A 17177-nucleotide genomic window follows, 5' to 3' on the forward strand; every position below is an offset into this window, starting at 1 on the left:
TTTGCTCCTTATAGCTGGCTGCTTAGTTCACGAATGGTGTTGTTAAGCGTCTTATCATTCATGCTGTAATCCACGGGACAATCAATAACATGGACCCCCGGAGCGTTTAAGCAATGTTGAATGCGGTCACGTAATGCTTCGGTAGATTCAATGCGCCACCCATGGGCACCATATGCATTAGCATAGGCTACAAAATCTGGATTTGAGTAATCCAAGCCAAAATTACCAAAATCCATGTGCGCCTGTTTCCACTTGATCATTCCATAGGCATCATCGCGAAGAATAATAACCACTAAATCTAACTTCAGTCTGACGGCGGTTTCTAATTCTTGACTGTTCATCATAAAGCCCCCATCACCGCACACACTCAATACAGGTACATTTGGGTTGACTAATTTAGCTGCAATCGCAGAGGGGAGACCGGCCCCCATGGAAGCAAGAGCGTTATCCAGCAACAAGGTATTGGGTTCATAGGCCGGATAGTTTCTGGCAAACCAAATTTTATACACCCCATTATCCAGCGTTACGATGCCCTCAGGAGGCATTACTGATCTCACATCCCGTACAAACCGTTCTGGTAAGATCGGAAATCTGTTGTCATCTTCCGTTTCTCTACGATGACTAACGTACGCTTCATGCACATCCTGATAGAAATCCAGTTTCCAGGCGCTTTGTGGTGTAACCCGTTCTTTGATTTGCCAAATACTATTGGCGATATCGCCCACTACCTCTAATTGCGGAAAGTAAACCGGATCAACTGCTGCAGGGTCGAAGTTGACATGGATAACCTTCTTGCCGTCGTTATGCATAAAGAAAGGAGGCTTCTCGACCACGTCGTGGCCGACGTTTATAATGAGATCGGCTCGCTTTATTGCTCGATGAACAAAATCACCGTCTGATAAAGCAGTGTTACCCGCAAATAAGTCATCCCCTTCATTAACTACGCCTTTACCCATTTGCGTGGTGACAAAAGGAATTCGCGTTTTATCGATAAATTCTCGCAGCATTTTCGCCGTTAGTTTGCGGTTGGCGCCCGCCCCGATAAGGAGCAGCGGAGATCGTGCTTTCTCAATCATGCTTACCGCTTCATTAATCGCTTTATACTCGGCAATGGGCCGTCGTGAATAACTTGGGGTGAGCAGTGGAGCCGACGTGTTTTCGTCTGCTATATCTTCTGGTAATTCTATATGAACAGCGCCAGGCCGTTCTTCATGCGCTATACGAAAGGCTTCTCGAATAATGGATGGAATACGGTCTCCACTGACGACCTGTGTGGTGTATTTTGTAATGGGCCGCATCATATCGACCGCATCGATGACTTGAAACCTTCCTTGCTTACTGGTTTTGATCGGCTTTTGCCCGGTGATCATCAACATTGGCATGGCGCCCAACTGGGCATAGGCAGCTGGCGTAACCAAATTCGTGGCCCCCGGCCCAAGGGTTGATAGGCACACGCCCACTTTGCCCGTTAACCGGCCATAGGTAGCGGCCATAAAACCAGCACCTTGTTCGTGCCGCGTGAGGATAAGTTTAATAGAAGAAGTTCGGATCGATTCGAGTAGATCTAAATTTTCTTCACCCGGAATACCGAAAATGTACTCTACACCTTCGGCTTCCAAGGCTTTGATAAAAAGATCAGAGGCTTTCATTCAGTTGTGCTCTCCTTTTTATTACTCAGGCGATTTGCCTAAAGTAACAATAAGTACCGAGAACAATAGAGATAAGATCGATTTAATTAGCGCCCTCTAGCATGAGCGCACTAAAATGATTCAGTTAATATACTTTTTCATTCCAGGACGCTAAAGTTTTTTGGGTGTTCGCATCAAGCTGGGTTTTATTTTCCTGCACCCACCATTTTTCCATTAATTTTACGTTTGCGCGATTTGCCTTGTAAAAGAAATCCACTACATCACCAACGAATGGAATAAAGCCAATACCAAAATCTAATGCCGCATTGCGCACCATTTTAGTTATTAACGATTTAGGCATACCCATTTTTTTACCCAGATATACTATGCGCATTGATGCAGCTAACATAGCAGCGTCCCCTACTCCAGGTATCAAGCCGACAATGGAATCTAGGCCGAATTTAAAGGGTATAAAAGGCACTTTAATTGCTGTATCCAACGTATTGGCCATTTTCTGTGCCTTCAGAAGTTCCTGAGGTGCTTTTGTTTGGTCCACTATTGCGTTGCTCCGTGCTTTTTTGATAATTCAGATCTCAATGAAAGTTCATTATCAATACGCCATCCTTGAATATTTTGCTCAATTATCGTCGTGAGTGCCGCAATGTGATTAGCGTGTGCATTTAACGCAGGGATATATTCATACCGTTTTCCACCCGCTTCCATAAAGTAGTCACGGTTCTCCACGGCTATTTCTTCCAATGTTTCTAAACAATCCGCGGAAAAACCAGGACACACCACTTGTATGGACTTTATTCCTTCACCTGGTAACGCTTTAAGCCTAAAGTCAGTATAGGGCTGTAACCATTCTTCTCGACCAAATCTTGACTGGAAAGTTGTTTCGTACTGTTGTTCATTTATGCCTAACGATGCTGCTAAAAGCCTTGATGTTTTATGGCAATGACAGAAGTAAGGATCGCCATTGGTTAAATAACGCTTAGGAATGCCATGGAATGAAAAAATAAGTTTGTCAGCTTTGCCGTGCTTTTCCCAATGCTGACGTACACTGGTTGCCAGCGCTTCGATATAACTGGGGTGATCGTGATAAGCATTTATAAATCGAAAATCAGGTAACCAACGACGACGAGTGAACAAGCTGGCTATTGCATCAAACGTGGAGCCAGTAGTGGAAGCACAATACTGAGGATAAAGCGGCAATACAATCAATTTCCTGACGCCCTGGTCCAGCATCTTGTTGGTAACAACATCGATCGCAGGGCTGCCATAACGCATAGCAAAGTCCACCACTATGTTATCACCATATTTTTCTATCAATTTAAGCCGAAGCGCCGCTGTTTGCTGTTGTGTGATGGTAAGTAGAGGTGAGCCTTCATTTGTCCAGACCGTACGGTACGCTTTCGCTGAGCGCCTAGGCCTGATATTCAAAATGATGCCATTTAATACCGTCCACCAGATCAGTTTTGGTACTTCAACCACTCTAGGGTCAGATAAAAACTGTTTAAGGTAACGTTTTAACGCCTTTGGCGTGGGTTCATCGGGTGTGCCCAAATTTGTAATCAATACGCCAATTTTATCGTTTTGTTTATGCGTAAAGCCGGTCGAATTGATATATTTCATAATGGGCAGGCACCCTCCTAAATGTTTTACTAAGGCTGATAATACGTTGCTGCACCTGGCCCCACTGGCATACCCAGTACAAATATCCAGATATAGAATAATAGTGACCAACCCACCATAAAGACCAATGAATAAGGTAGCATGGTTGCAATGAGGGTACCCATCCCTAAATCCTTTTGATAACGCGCGGCCATCGCGAGAATAAGGCCAAAATAACTCATCATCGGCGAAATGACATTGGTAACGGAATCACCTATACGATAGGCAGCTTGAATGACCTCAGGAGCAAATCCGATCAGCATTAACATGGGAACAAAGATCGGCGCTGTTACTGCCCACTGCGCTGAAGCACTGCCCAACGATAAATTCACGATTCCACACATAATGATGAATAAGATAAAAACTTCAGGACCATCAAGGCCGAGAGTTTGCAATAACGCGGCACCTTTTACGGCTAATACGGTTCCCAGATTCGTCCATTTGAAAAACGCGACAAACTGCGCAGCAAAGAATACTAAAGTGATATAGAGACCCATTGCCCCCATACTTTTGGACATGGCATCAATGATATCGCGGTCATTCTTCATAGTTCCCGCTACACGGCCATAGACAAATCCAGGCACAGCGAAGGTAATAAATATAAAGGCCACGATACCTTTCAAAAAGGGCGAACCTGCTACCTCATTCGTTTCGGGGTGCCTCAATATCCCCCATTCTGGGACGACAGTAAGCGCTAACAAACCGCACATTACCGCAAATGACACGCCCGCCCATTTAAGTGCACTTTTTTCTTGGGCAGTAGGTGGCTCCATCGTTTGCTTTTCTAAATGTACCGAAGCGTCTTTTTCATCAAACTGGCCTAGCCGTGGTTCGACAATTTTTTCAGTAACCAGAGCGCCCAATATTGCGACTAAAAATGTACTGATAAACATAAAATACCAATTCACCTCAGGCCCTACGGAATACATCGGATCGATCATATGGGCGGCGGCTTCGGTGATACCGGATAATAAGGGGTCAACTGTTCCGAGTAACAAATTCGCACTGTAGCCAGCTGACACCCCCGCAAAGGCGGCTGCAAGTCCGGCTAACGGGTGCCGCCCTAGAGAATGGAAAATCATGGCAGCAAGAGGTATCAAAACCACGTAGCCTAGTTCAGACGCAGTGTTTGAGATAATACCCGCAAACACAATGGCAAAGGTAACTACTCTTTTTGACGCGTTCATTACCAAAGAACGTAAAGCGGTAGACAGTAATCCAGAATGCTCCGCGACTGATACACCTAATAAGGCGACCAATACTGTACCTAAAGGAGCAAAGCCCGTGAAATTTGTAACCAGTCCCGTAACAATACGCTGTAAACCTTCAGCACTCATCAAGGAAATTACCTCAATCATGCCGTCTGGGTCACGCCCTTTAGCATCCAAGGGACGGGGATCCGCAACCGCAATATCAAAATACCCTAGAATTCCGCTTAAAATGACAATGAATACGGAAAGTAAAGCGAATAAGGTGACTGGATGGGGTAGTAGGTTACCTAACCATTCAACAGTTGCAAGAAAACGTGAAAACCAGCCTGTTGACGCGGTATTAGTCATAGCTTGGCTATTGGAATTTGAAGACGACACACTACTTCCTCTGACGTTAAGTGACAAAGCACTTTATTGTTAACTCTAATCAGTGTTGTACATTGACTGAATATATCGCGCCAATTCTTTTGCATTACTGGCTTATTTTTGGGGATATTCTAGCAAGATTCTCGATACTTATCAGCATAAGTTAATTTAACGCCGTTAACCTCATTAAAGGCTATTTAGTATCGTTTAATTCAGTAGGTTAGGCAAAACAGATTTATTTATTGCGAGGTAAATCAGGTTTATATTTAACGATAACCATTAGCATTATAAGGGGTTTATAGCTCAATACCGCTTTACATTCTGGAGCAAAAAAAGCCGGTGATTACACCGGCCTCAGGTTGTACAGTGAGCTATTGCCCGTCATTCTTACCATTCATATATTTAAAGAAGTCGTTATCTGGCTGCACCACCAGTATATCTTGCTTACTGTTAAAGCTGCTACGGTAGGCGTCCATGCTACGTAAGAAACTATAAAACTCAGGGTTCTTAGAATAGGTATCGGCATAAATTTGGGCTGCAAGCGCATCACCTTCACCTTTAACCTGTCGTGCATTTCGTTCAGCATCAGCAAGCATAACGGTAACTTTCGCATCAATGTCTGCTCTGATTACTTCTGCTTGTTCTTGTCCTTCCGATCTATGCTCTCTGGCGACCCCGGCACGCTCTGCTCGCATGCGCTGGAATATGGAATTACTCACTTCGGTGGGTAGGTTGATTTGCTTTACCCTTACATCAACAATTCCGATTCCCAGTTCATCTGATGAAGAAGCTGCTTGTTCCATCGCTTGGTTCATTAGCGCTGAACGCTCCCCAGATACAATTTGGGCAATGGTACGTGCGCCGAATTCAGAGCGTAAGCCGTTATTTACTTTCTGTTTCAATAATGCTTCTGCTTGAAGTTTATTGCCCCCTGTCGACAGGTAATAACGAGCAAAATCCTTGATCTTCCACTTTACGTAAGAGTCAACAATTAAGTCTTTTTTCTCGGACGTAACAAAACGGTCAGGAGCATCATCAAGTGTTTGAATGCGCGCATCCAGGTGCTTAACCGTATCGATAAGCGGAATTTTGAAATGCAATCCCGGCTCAAATACTTTGGTTTCGCCAGTTTCTGGGTCGCGATCGACCTTACCAAATTGAATTACAATGGCACGCTCGCCTTCTTTGACTACAAATAGAGAGCCAGACGCCAATACGCCAAGTATGATTAATACAACGATCAATAAGTTTTTCATGGCAATTTACTCCCTTCCATTCCTGAAGCGACTTTCTCGTAAGCCTGATTCATTTTGAGAAGATTGGTCACGATCTATCGTACTTTGATTTTGTAACCCTTGTAGAGAGTTACGCGAGCGCTGTGGCGATATGTTGGACTGACGTTCCATGATTTTATCCAGCGGTAAATACATCATACTGCTGCCTTTTTCGTTGTCGACCAGTATTTTACTGGTGCGGCTGTATACTTCTTCCATGGTTTCCAGATATATACGATCCCGCGTCACTTCAGGAGCTTTCTCATACTGAGGTAGCAGCTCAGCGAAACGCGCTACTTCACCCTGTGCTTCAAGGATGACACGCTCTTTATACGCTTGAGCTTCTTCGTTCATACGGTTTACCTGACCACGTGCACGAGGCTCGATTTCACGGGCATAAGCTTCCGCTTCTCGAATGAAGCGTTGTTCATCTTCCTGAGCGGATATGGCGTCATCAAATGCATCTTTAACTTCTTCAGGGGGTCTGGCATCTTTGAAGTTCATATCTAAAATCGCCACGCCCAAATTATAAGGTTCAAGGATAGACTGGAGCTCTTCCCATACACGCTGGCGGGTTACTTCACGGCCATCTGTTAGCACATCGTCCATGGATGAATGACCCACAACATAGCGTATAGCGCTATCCAATGCCTGACTTAGACTCATTTCTGGACTGGTAACAGCGAATGTCCAGCGATAAGGATCAACGACACGATATTGCATTTCCATTTGTACGCGAACCACGTTTTCATCTTCGGTCAGCATCGAACCTGAAGAAGCCTGGTCGCGAATAGATTGCACATCAACAGGAATAACTTTATCTATAAACGTGGGTTTCCAGCGTAATCCTGGTTCAACTTGTTTGTAGTACTGGCCAAAGCGTAACACGACTCCACGCTCGGCTTCTCGAATGGTGTAGAAGCCGCTAACAAACCATATAACCACTAGCAGGCCAATGATCAGGCCAATACCCAATTTACCCATGTTCGAGCCTGAGCCGCCTTTACCGCCGCCAGATTTCCCGAACTTGCCAAATAAATTTTTGAAAACATCATCCAAATCCGGCGGACCTTGATCCCGGCCGCCGCGATTTTTCCACGGGTCGTTATTTTTGCCACCCGGCTCGTTCCAAGCCATGCTATTACTCCGTAAGTGGTTTTAATTAAGTTTCTTTTTTAAGAACATTGTTGAGTTTAGCGCTTAATGCTGTGCGACAAAAGAAGAGATTCCGTTATCCAGTCTTTTTTCCAGCCTGTTCCAGTCAACAGATGGCATGCGGACTTCTACAATCCAGTCACCTGTCGAATCATACACTTCACTATCAATGCAATTTAATTCATACAAAACGCCGCGCAACTGACTTTGGGATGGTGGTATACGCAGTGTATAGCTTACCATGCTGCGTCCCAGGCACTCAGTTAATGCCTGATGAAGCAATTCGACCCCTTCCCCTGTCTTAGCTGACATCCAGACGCGAATAGGCGCATCTTCATCGTCACGATCTATACGTGCGACAACGCCATCCATGTTATCAATCTTATTACAAATGATCAGTTGTGGAATTTCATCTGCATCAATCTCGTCAAGTACAGCGTTAACCTCATCCATGGTATCGCGGTGGTTCGCTTCACTGACATCGACCACATGCAAAAGTAAGTCGGCTTCCTGAGTTTCTTGTAACGTGGCTTTAAACGCTGCAACCAGATCATGGGGCAAATGTCGTATAAAACCAACCGTATCCGCCAAAATAGTGGTACCTACGTCCTCTAGTTCGATTTTTCGCAAGGTCGGATCTAAGGTTGCAAAAAGTTGATCTGCAGCGTAAACGTCAGAATGCGTAATTTGATTGAACAACGTTGATTTACCCGCATTGGTATAACCAACTAGAGAAACAGTGGGAATTTCAGCGCGTTTACGTGAACGTCTACCTTGCTCACGTTGTTTTTGAACTTTTGCCAAACGGCGCAAAATGGCTTTAATTCGCCCCCGTAACAAACGTCTGTCGGTTTCGAGCTGAGTTTCGCCCGGTCCACGTAAACCGATCCCCCCTTTTTGACGCTCCAAGTGCGTCCAACCACGGATCAATCGGGTAGAAATGTGCCTTAACTGAGCTAACTCTACTTGTAACTTGCCCTCATGTGTACGCGCACGCTGGGCAAAAATATCCAGAATAAGACCGGTACGGTCAATCACCCGACACTGACATATAGCTTCGAGATTTCTTTCCTGAGAGGGTGAAAGTGCATGATTAAAGATAACTACGTTGGCATCATACGCTTTCACTGCCGAAGCTATTTCTTCAGCTTTTCCAGAACCAACAAAATATTTAGCATGCGGAGCCTGGCGCGATGTAGTAAGCACATCTACCGCCTCTACTCCTGCGGACGCAACTAATAATTCGAGTTCGGCTAGATCTTCCTTAGTATTCTCATCAGCAAAATGGACATGAACAAGTACAGCCTGCTCACCGGCTTTATAACGGTCAAACAAGCGTGATTCCTTCTAAATTATTCACCTTTGTTATTATCGGATTCTCCTTGGGTAGGCATCTGAAATGCTCTCGATGGAACAACAGTCGATATCGCATGCTTATATACCATCTGGCTGACAGTGTTTTTAAGCAAAATTACAAATTGGTCAAATGATTCAACTTGCCCTTGCAGTTTGATACCGTTCACCAAGTAAATGGAAACCGGAATACGCTCCTTTCGTAACGCATTCAGAAATGGGTCTTGTAAAGATTGCCCTTTAGCCATTTGTATTCCTTAATTTTTATTATTCCAATGAAAACAAATGTTTTCACCGCGACTTACTATTTATATCACAACCTACAGCTTAACGATCGATTTTTGCTAAAATTTTAGCCAAATTATTGTTGGCAAATGTGTCCAGCCAGTCAAGAGCTTTCCATCCCCGCAACCAGGTAAGCTGTCGCTTAGCCAATTGCCTGGTCGCAATAACACCTCTTTCCTGCATTTCCTTATAGCTAAGCGTCTGATCAAGATACTGCCAAACTTGTCTATAACCTACTGATCGTATAGCGGGTAAATCGATATGAAGATCACCTCGGTGATAGAGATTTCTTACTTCTTCGACAAACCCCACCTCAAGCATGTTCTTAAACCGTCTTTCAATACGCTCATGCAGTACTGCTCTATCCTGCGGTGCAATAGCGAATTGCGCTATCTCAAAGGGCGTTTTAATCACTTCTTGCTGTTGCCAGTAAGTGAGGGATTTCCCTGAACTACGATAAACCTCAAGCGCTCTGGTTAAACGTTGTGGGTCATTTGGATGAATGCGAGCAGCACTGACAGGATCAACCTGTTGTAGCTGCTGATGCATCGCACTCCATCCACTGGCTCGTGCTTCAACACATATTGCTTGACGAATTTCTTCGTTGGACTTAGGTAAGGGCGAAATTCCATTTATCAAGGCGTTAAAGTACATCATCGTACCACCTACCAAAATAGGAAGATTTCCCCGTTGATGAATTTGGTTAATGAGCTGATTTGCGTCGTTGCAAAATTGTGTGACTGAGTAGCTCTCACTGGGATCGAGAATATCGATTAAATGGTGAGGACATATTCGCCGCTCTTCTACGGTGGGTTTAGCGGTACCTATGTCCATATTTTTGTACACTAATGCAGAATCAACACTAATAATCTCACTAGGAAGCTGTTTGGCTAACGTTAGTGCCAGGTCTGTTTTCCCGGAGGCAGTAGGCCCCATAATCGCAACCACAGGAACCGCTTGAGTTTTAGTATTCACTCACTGCTCCCATAACGCGAGCAGTCTAGCGGTAGAAACAACGCCTGCGTTATTTAATACCATTTGTTCTTGTTCCTCTACAGAAAATGTTTTAAACCATTCCCAGCCTTGTTGGACAAGGTGCTGATCCAATCCTGTATCTTTATGAATTATTTCTAAAAACATTGTCTCGGCGCTATCGGATTCGCTCCGCAATAATAGTGGAAAGAGCTTAACCCATGGTAGATGGCGGCAGCCAGCCGGAACGTGTTGTAACCGGACTTTCCCAGCAACTCGGTCAATTTTAAAGTGTACACCACGTAGCAAATCAATTTGTGGTTGGTGAGTGGTCGGCATTTCAAGGGCGACAGGCATCAGTAAGGGTTGTGAGGTGGAAGCAGCGTTTATTTGGGCAATGACTGATTTAGCAAACACCAGATAACTTGAAAGCAAATAGGCCTTATCGTTAAGGATGAATAAGCGATAATCCTCAGATAAGCTTATCGATTCCAACTCAGACCTTCCAGCGACAGACTCATTGTTGGTAGTTGTCATTAACGCAGTAAAATAACTATTATAGTTGGCCTGCCCGCGAGGTGTCGCTACGGAGGCGCGGCTCGTTGAATTACCTGAACCAGCGTTTAAATTAGTAGGTCTCGCTGCCGGGGTGGGTATTCTTTCCTGTACAGAATGTGACAAAGGCTGAATGTAATCATGATTAGGTTGATGCTGATAGCCTTCTAGATTATTCATACCAGACGGTTCTGGGTTTAGCGCCTGACTGACCACCTGTACAAGAAAATCATGAATGAGGCGGGCTTGCTGGAAGCGAACTTCATGTTTTGCGGGATGTACATTTACATCAACATCTCGGGGGGGGACTGTTAAGAATACGACGAACGCTGGTTGCTCGGCGATACCCCAGGTCATTTCATATGCTTGCCTTAGTGCATGCAAAATCAATTTATCACGCATCCCACGCCCATTTACAAACGAAAACTGACAATCGTTACTGCTACGTACTTCACCCAAGCTGCCCAGCCACGCTTCGATTTTAACGCCATCATAATCTGTTTTTAAGTATGTACTGTTACCAATAAACTTTTGCCCTACCACATCGGCAATTCGTTTACTTCTTTCTTCCTGAGAACGGGTAACCCATCTGCGTATTGTCTTTGCGTTGTGTCGCAACGTAAAGCCCACGTCATTATGGCTTAGCGCAATTCGTTTGATAATGTCGTCGATATGCTGGAATTCTGTTTTTTCTGTGCGTAAGAATTTACGCCGAGCGGGTGTATTATAAAAGAGGTCAGCGACATCGATTGTAGTGCCATTGGGATGGGCTGCTGGATTAAGCTTAACATCCATATCGCGACCATGACAATGGGCTTGCCATGCTTGCTCTTGTCGTGCTGGTTTTGAGGTTAACGTAAGTCGACTAACCGAACTGATACTCGCCAATGCTTCACCACGAAAACCTAACGATAAGATTTGCTCTAAATCGTCCAGGGTAGCTATTTTACTAGTCGCATGGCGGCTCAAAGCAAGCGCTAACTCATCTTTGGCGATCCCCTGTCCATTATCGCGAATTTTTATTCGTTTATGCCCCCCTTTCTCGATATCAATTTCAATCTGAGTTGCACCTGCATCAATACTGTTTTCGACCAACTCTTTCACTACCGACGCAGGACGTTCAACCACTTCGCCAGCGGCAATCTGGTTAGCAAGTTGGGGGGGGAGAAGTTTAATGGGCAACGTAGTATCCGTTACGGTTAAGTGCTGGGAATAGTAAGCACCTGGCCAATTCTGACCACATCAGTGCGTAAGTTATTAGCTTCTTTGATACTGCTTACTTTGACATTATATCTTTGCGCCAGCAATGAAAGGGATTCACCGCTTCGTACTTTGTGCGTGCGATTTTTCTCTTTCCACGATGCCCAAAGCGTACCATCGGGCGGCACTTGCATGAAATATTTTTTTATAGCGTTAAACATGGATTGTGCTAAGCGCTGTCGATGTGCGGCCCAGTTAAGATTTTTCTCTTCCTGAGGATTTGAAATAAAACCTACTTCCACCAAAATGGAAGGAATATCGGGCGAGGTTAAAACAGCCAGGCTCGCAGACTGCGGGCGTCGTTTATGCATTTTCGTAATTCGGCGCATCTCAGAAATGACTTTCTCACTTAGATCGTAGCTGGAAGCCATGGAGTGATCCATAGACAATCCTAAAATAGTTTCTGCTAAATAGCGTTCAGATGCTTTATCTGTAATAACTTCCGCAGCGCCGCCCAACAGTTCTGAATGCCGTTCGGTTTTTTCCATCCAGCGACCCAACTCTGTATCAGCACGACCCATCGATAAGACCCATACCGAACCACCGCGGGGTTGTGGGGTAGTGAAGGCATCTGCATGAATAGATACAAACAAATCGGCTTTATTTTTACGCGCTTTTTCTGTTCGCTGATTCAAATTGACAAAGTAGTCACCATCACGGATTTGTATGGCTCGCATACCCGGTTCTGCATTCACTAGTGCTTCGAGCTTTTTGGCAATACTTAAAGTAATATTCTTCTCATAAGTGCCTTTCGGACCCACAGATCCAGGGTCTCTGCCGCCGTGACCAGCGTCAATAGCAATAAGGATATCTTTATCACGGGTGTTACTGGTACTGCTCACCAAAAAATCTGCAGAAGGTGCATTACTGTCTACTAAATCAACCACTAACCTATGCCCAAGCCCTGCAGCTGGCGCTATAGGGAAAATAGTTGGTTCAGCTTTTCTTGCTAAATCGATAACAAGCCGAGCTGAGTGATTATTTTTCGGCGTCGAATAGCGAATTCGTCTGACTAATGAACCTAATTCATCCTGACTGGTTAGGCTGGTAATATCACTGGTTCTAGCTAAATCAATGACTAACCGATTGGGGTTAGTGAGGGTGAAGTAAGTGTATTCAGGTGCGTTTTTTAAATCAAAAACAAGACGGGTTTGTCCTTCTTCCTGGGACACTCTCACCGCTTGAATAGCATTCTCTGACGCCTCCATCGGTAAAGCAATTGCCCACAAAACTAAACCTAACAAGAAGCCGCGCCACATACTTCGCCCTTAATTGATCAACTATTACTTCATAATCATGATTCGGCCTCTACGTGCCGTTATTTAACTGGGAAAGCAATGATTTTCCAGTATCACTTGATGCCATCAGGGCAAAATCCCGTGTATCACCATGCATCGCTATGTTAATCGTAATGTCGGCCGATGCCAAGCACCCGCTTCCTTTCTGCGGCCATTCGACAATACACAATGACCGTTCAGCAAAGTAATCCCGGATCCCCATAAATTCTAGCTCCTCAGGATCCGCTAAACGATATAAGTCAAAATGATACACAGACACATCACCTAAATCATAAGGTTCAACAAGGGTATAGGTGGGACTCTTAACATTTCCGTTGTGGCCCAGCTGCTGAATCAAATAGCGAGTAAACGTAGTTTTTCCGGCACCTAAGTCACCGTTAAGATAAATAACCAGCGCGGCAAATCCGGTTTCTTTCCACCCATTGGCTATTTGCGACGCTAATTGTTTAGTATCGTTTTCATTTTTAACGCATATTGAAACATTATTACTGGCCATATTGTTCTATTCTAGTGGGTGGTTTACTGGTTTAACAAGTTACGAACTGCTGCAAACAAATCGCTCGCAATCATACCACGCTGACCATATGTTTCAGCAACCTCGTCGCCTGCTTTTGCATGTAAGGTGACACCATACTTACACGCAAGTTCTGTGGACATACCTTGTGCTAATAAAGCACCTAAAATTCCACTTAGCACGTCACCGCTGCCCGCTGTGGCCAACCCCGGGTTACCATGGGCGCAGACCCACGTGGTTGATTCGTTATCGATAATCGTGCCTGCCCCCTTGAGCACGCAAAGCGCATGGTAACGTTGCGCACACTGACGCGCGTAATTAAAGCGTTCACCCTCTATATCTTCTACCGACACACCTAATAATCTGGCCGCCTCACCTGAGTGGGGGGTTAAAATGCAATCATTGATGGTATACGCTGTCGCTTGTTTACTTAGTAAATTAAGCGCATCAGCATCTATGACCAAGGGTTTGCAATGATGCTGGCAATGCTTTAGCGCCATTTGGAACGCTTCTTCGGCCCAATCATCCTGCCCCAGGCCTGGCCCTATAATCACACACGTTGACCATTCCAGTGCTTTTTCCAAGCCCTCGTCTGTAACCATCAGCTCAGGTCTACCAGCACTAACCTGAACTACTGAACTTGAATGCACATAAGTGCGTACCATTCCCGCTCCGCTTCGTAATGCTGCTTCACTGCTTAAACGAATGGCGCCGGCAGTTCCTTTATTGCCTCCTATACATAACAACCGCCCGTAAGAGCCTTTATGGCTATTGATGTTTCTGGGTTTCATACTATCAAATTGTTCAATTGTCAGCACCGATGCACAGGATTTGGCAAGAGACTTAAAGGCTTTACCAATACCTAAATCATCGAAGGCTAGTTTCCCACAAAACTGTTTGCCCGCACCTGTGGTTAAACCGATCTTTATGCCCACCAGGGTTAGGGTGACATCTGCCTGAACACACTGCCCCAATGCTTGACCGGTGTTAGCGTCTAATCCTGACGGGACGTCGATACTAATCACAGCCACATCTGAAGCATTGAGGTTATCAATGATTAGGGAAAATTCTTTTCTGACCGCACTATTAATTCCCGTCCCCAACAGTGCATCGACGACTAAATCTGCTTGTTCTAAATAGCTGTTGGAATAAGTTTCTATTTTTCCGCCTGTGCTTAACCAGTACGCTTGGGCGCGTCCGGCATCCCCGTTAAGTTCACGTTCAGGTTCAACAGCACACAAAACAACCTGTTTTCCGGCGTTTTTAAAATGCGTAGCGGCAATATAGCCGTCTCCTGCATTATTGCCCTGCCCTACCAATACCAGAATGGATTGCGCGTCTGGTACAAGTTGCTCGCTTTGACGAAACACCGAAGCACCAGCCCGTTGCATTAACGCAAACATATCACAGCCACTATTTTCAGCTGCGGTGCGTTCATTATCTCGAACCTGGTCGGCCCGATAAAGTTTGTATGGTAAACTGGTCGCGATTTGATTATCTAGCATGAGCACATGTCCACTATTAATTCGGTAGATTTAGTCCAATTAGCAAACGATATCAAGGCTTGGGGTCGTAAGCTAGGATTTCAGCAAGTCGGCATTAGTGATATTGATTTATCGAAACATGAAGCCGCTCTGCAAGCGTGGCTGGACAACGGTTACCATGGCAATATGGCTTACATGGAAAGTCACGGCATGAAGCGCGCGAGGCCAAATGAGCTGGTGCCAGGCACTTTACGCGTAATAAGTGTGCGCATGGACTACCTCCCGCCAGATGCTTCTTTTGCCGCCAACCTTAAGAATGAAAATAAAGGCTATGTCAGTCGCTACGCGGTAGGTCGCGATTATCATAAGCTAATTAGAAAGCGACTGAAAAAACTCAGTGAAAAAATTCTTGAACAGTGTAGTCATCTGGAAAGCCGACCCTTCGTCGATTCTGCACCGGTGCTGGAACATGCTCTCGCAGAAAAGGCGGGAATAGGATGGACTGGTAAACACTCACTTACGCTCAATCGCCACGCAGGGTCTTGGTTTTTTTTAGGCGAACTATTTGTCAATCTACCCTTGCCGGTCGACTCCCCTGTTGAAGAAGGCTGCGGCTCTTGCACAGCATGCATGACTATTTGCCCGACGAACGCTATTGTCGCTCCTTACAAAGTAGATGCAAGGAAATGTATTTCATATTTAACAATCGAGTTTGATGGGATTATTCCGGAACAGCTGCGAGAATTAATGGGTAACAGAATTTATGGATGCGATGATTGTCAGCTCATCTGTCCATGGAATCGTTATGCTTCAGTGACGGAAGAAGTAGACTTCTATCCGAGAGAAAAATTGCATGGTCGGCCATTAATAGAGTTGTTTGAATGGACTGAAGAAGAATTTTTAACCAATACGGAAGGTTCGGCTATTCGCCGGATCGGTTATCAAAAATGGCTACGCAATATCGCGGTGGCTATGGGTAATGCACGTTATGATGAAGCCATTGTAACCTCCCTGATTAATAAACTAGGCGACACCACTGAGCTGGTCAAACACCATGTAGAATGGGCCCTATTAAAACAAGCGCAAAACAGGGCAAAAACAGAAAAAGAAAACGTAACCTCGCGCAAAACACTAAGGTTAACCCGAGCGATAGAAAAAGGCTTGCCTCGGGATGCATAGTACCATTTTGCAATAAGGGGGGGATTAGTCAGCGTACCCATCGCATCCTACTCACAGGCTCTTTGAAGGCTTGAAATAGGATATGCCTACAATGAAGGCGTATGCCATTTGATCTTGTGCAAAACGCGAGATGTTTTATAAAAATTCGGTGCGTTTTACCGATTGAATAGTCTGTTAATTTTACTTTTTACTTTTTACTTTTTACTTTTTACTTTTTACTCGTTGGTATGGCACCGATCCAATTCGTTCCCCAAAACCAACACAAAAATGAAGTATCAAGTATCAAGTTAAGGAACCACCCAAACGTCTTCTCGCGTGAAAATGCTATGAAGTCGTCTTTCTGTCGGTGAGATGAAGAATGAAATGCGTTTGCGAGTCGTCGCTACTGGTATTGCTCGAGGTGCTACCAAAAGGATACCAATCCTGTTGTTTCATTTTTTCCATCATTGTTGCAAAATCCTGGTCCTTGCCATCAAACTGGCCCACAAGATTACATTGCCTGGCATCGCACCTAACGTGATGGAAATACACCTTATCCCCATCTAGATGTTGTGTGAAAAAGTTTGTTATTTGGGTAGCTATTTCAATATCAGAACCTTCATCCCGATAGTTATCCACAAAGTCTTCCATAGCTTTATTACTTTCGAATTGGTGCTGTGACGTTTTTGCAACTTTATCAATGACGCCCTCCACATTGGAAGGTGTGTCCTTAGCACTCGGCTTTTCATTTTGCGGATGATCGCTGCTTTTTTTATTTACCAATATTTTTTGCGCACTTGCAGGTATTTCAGCGGCAGTCACTTTATGCACGACCTTATCTGCTAAAAGCCTATCTGATTCTTCATTGGAACTAGCCAAGCGCGCTTTTTGTGCATCGCTGATTTCTATCTTGGCGTGATAATAACCAAACTGATAACCAGCAATCGCTATAAAAATGACAAGTGGAGTTAACATCCAAACTTTCATGTA

15 protein-coding genes are annotated in these 17177 nt (G+C 44.7%); 1 reads left to right on the forward strand and 14 read right to left on the reverse strand.

Going from position 1 to position 17177, the window contains the following annotated elements:
- Positions 1-8: 8 nt before the first annotated feature.
- The 13 genes from OPS28_RS02945 to OPS28_RS03005 all read right to left on the reverse strand — a co-directional run bounded on the left by OPS28_RS02945 (position 9) and on the right by OPS28_RS03005 (position 15050).
- Positions 9-1649: an acetolactate synthase large subunit gene (locus tag OPS28_RS02945; protein WP_265607940.1), complete on the reverse strand. Its 1641-nt coding sequence runs from the start codon at positions 1647-1649 to the stop codon at positions 9-11.
- A 124-nt stretch (positions 1650-1773) separates the two neighbouring features.
- Entirely contained in the window at positions 1774-2139 is a 366-nt protein-coding gene (locus OPS28_RS02950) for a DUF4112 domain-containing protein (protein ID WP_265607964.1), read from the reverse strand.
- A 44-nt stretch (positions 2140-2183) separates the two neighbouring features.
- Positions 2184-3263: a ferrochelatase gene (gene hemH / locus OPS28_RS02955; protein ID WP_265607941.1), complete on the reverse strand. Its 1080-nt coding sequence runs from the start codon at positions 3261-3263 to the stop codon at positions 2184-2186.
- A gap of 29 nt (positions 3264-3292) precedes the next feature.
- On the reverse strand, positions 3293-4861 hold the full coding sequence (locus tag OPS28_RS02960; protein ID WP_265607965.1) for an AbgT family transporter: 1569 nt from the start codon (positions 4859-4861) through the stop codon (positions 3293-3295).
- 389 nt (positions 4862-5250) lie between these two features.
- Positions 5251-6135, reverse strand: a complete 885-nt coding sequence (gene hflC, locus OPS28_RS02965) for a protease modulator HflC (RefSeq protein WP_265607942.1) — start codon at positions 6133-6135, stop codon at positions 5251-5253.
- A gap of 6 nt (positions 6136-6141) precedes the next feature.
- Positions 6142-7290, reverse strand: coding sequence for an FtsH protease activity modulator HflK (hflK, locus tag OPS28_RS02970; protein ID WP_265607943.1), 1149 nt, complete (start codon positions 7288-7290; stop codon positions 6142-6144).
- Between the two features lie 63 nt (positions 7291-7353).
- Positions 7354-8643: a ribosome rescue GTPase HflX gene (hflX, locus tag OPS28_RS02975; protein ID WP_265607944.1), complete on the reverse strand. Its 1290-nt coding sequence runs from the start codon at positions 8641-8643 to the stop codon at positions 7354-7356.
- A gap of 17 nt (positions 8644-8660) precedes the next feature.
- The gene (gene hfq / locus OPS28_RS02980) at positions 8661-8909 is read right to left on the reverse strand and encodes an RNA chaperone Hfq (protein WP_265607945.1); all 249 of its coding nucleotides are present in this window, start codon (positions 8907-8909) and stop codon (positions 8661-8663) included.
- A 79-nt stretch (positions 8910-8988) separates the two neighbouring features.
- A complete protein-coding gene (gene miaA, locus OPS28_RS02985) occupies positions 8989-9882 on the reverse strand; it encodes a tRNA (adenosine(37)-N6)-dimethylallyltransferase MiaA (protein ID WP_265607966.1) in 894 nt (297 codons plus the stop codon).
- A gap of 39 nt (positions 9883-9921) precedes the next feature.
- The gene (gene mutL, locus OPS28_RS02990; protein WP_265607946.1) at positions 9922-11655 is read right to left on the reverse strand and encodes a DNA mismatch repair endonuclease MutL; all 1734 of its coding nucleotides are present in this window, start codon (positions 11653-11655) and stop codon (positions 9922-9924) included.
- A 17-nt stretch (positions 11656-11672) separates the two neighbouring features.
- Positions 11673-12992: an N-acetylmuramoyl-L-alanine amidase gene (locus tag OPS28_RS02995; protein WP_442863963.1), complete on the reverse strand. Its 1320-nt coding sequence runs from the start codon at positions 12990-12992 to the stop codon at positions 11673-11675.
- A gap of 49 nt (positions 12993-13041) precedes the next feature.
- Positions 13042-13527, reverse strand: coding sequence for a tRNA (adenosine(37)-N6)-threonylcarbamoyltransferase complex ATPase subunit type 1 TsaE (gene tsaE / locus OPS28_RS03000; RefSeq protein ID WP_265607947.1), 486 nt, complete (start codon positions 13525-13527; stop codon positions 13042-13044).
- A 23-nt stretch (positions 13528-13550) separates the two neighbouring features.
- Positions 13551-15050: an NAD(P)H-hydrate dehydratase gene (locus tag OPS28_RS03005; RefSeq protein WP_265607948.1), complete on the reverse strand. Its 1500-nt coding sequence runs from the start codon at positions 15048-15050 to the stop codon at positions 13551-13553.
- 6 nt (positions 15051-15056) lie between these two features.
- Between OPS28_RS03005 and queG the strand changes: the two genes are divergently transcribed.
- The gene (queG, locus tag OPS28_RS03010) at positions 15057-16208 is read left to right on the forward strand and encodes a tRNA epoxyqueuosine(34) reductase QueG (protein WP_265607949.1); all 1152 of its coding nucleotides are present in this window, start codon (positions 15057-15059) and stop codon (positions 16206-16208) included.
- A gap of 324 nt (positions 16209-16532) precedes the next feature.
- Here the strand turns inward: queG and OPS28_RS03015 are convergent, their stop codons facing one another.
- On the reverse strand, positions 16533-17174 hold the full coding sequence (locus OPS28_RS03015; protein WP_265607950.1) for a hypothetical protein: 642 nt from the start codon (positions 17172-17174) through the stop codon (positions 16533-16535).
- Positions 17175-17177: the final 3 nt, after the last annotated feature.

This window comes from Alteromonas sp. ASW11-130 (assembly GCF_026183735.1).
GTDB lineage: Bacteria > Pseudomonadota > Gammaproteobacteria > Enterobacterales > Alteromonadaceae > Alteromonas.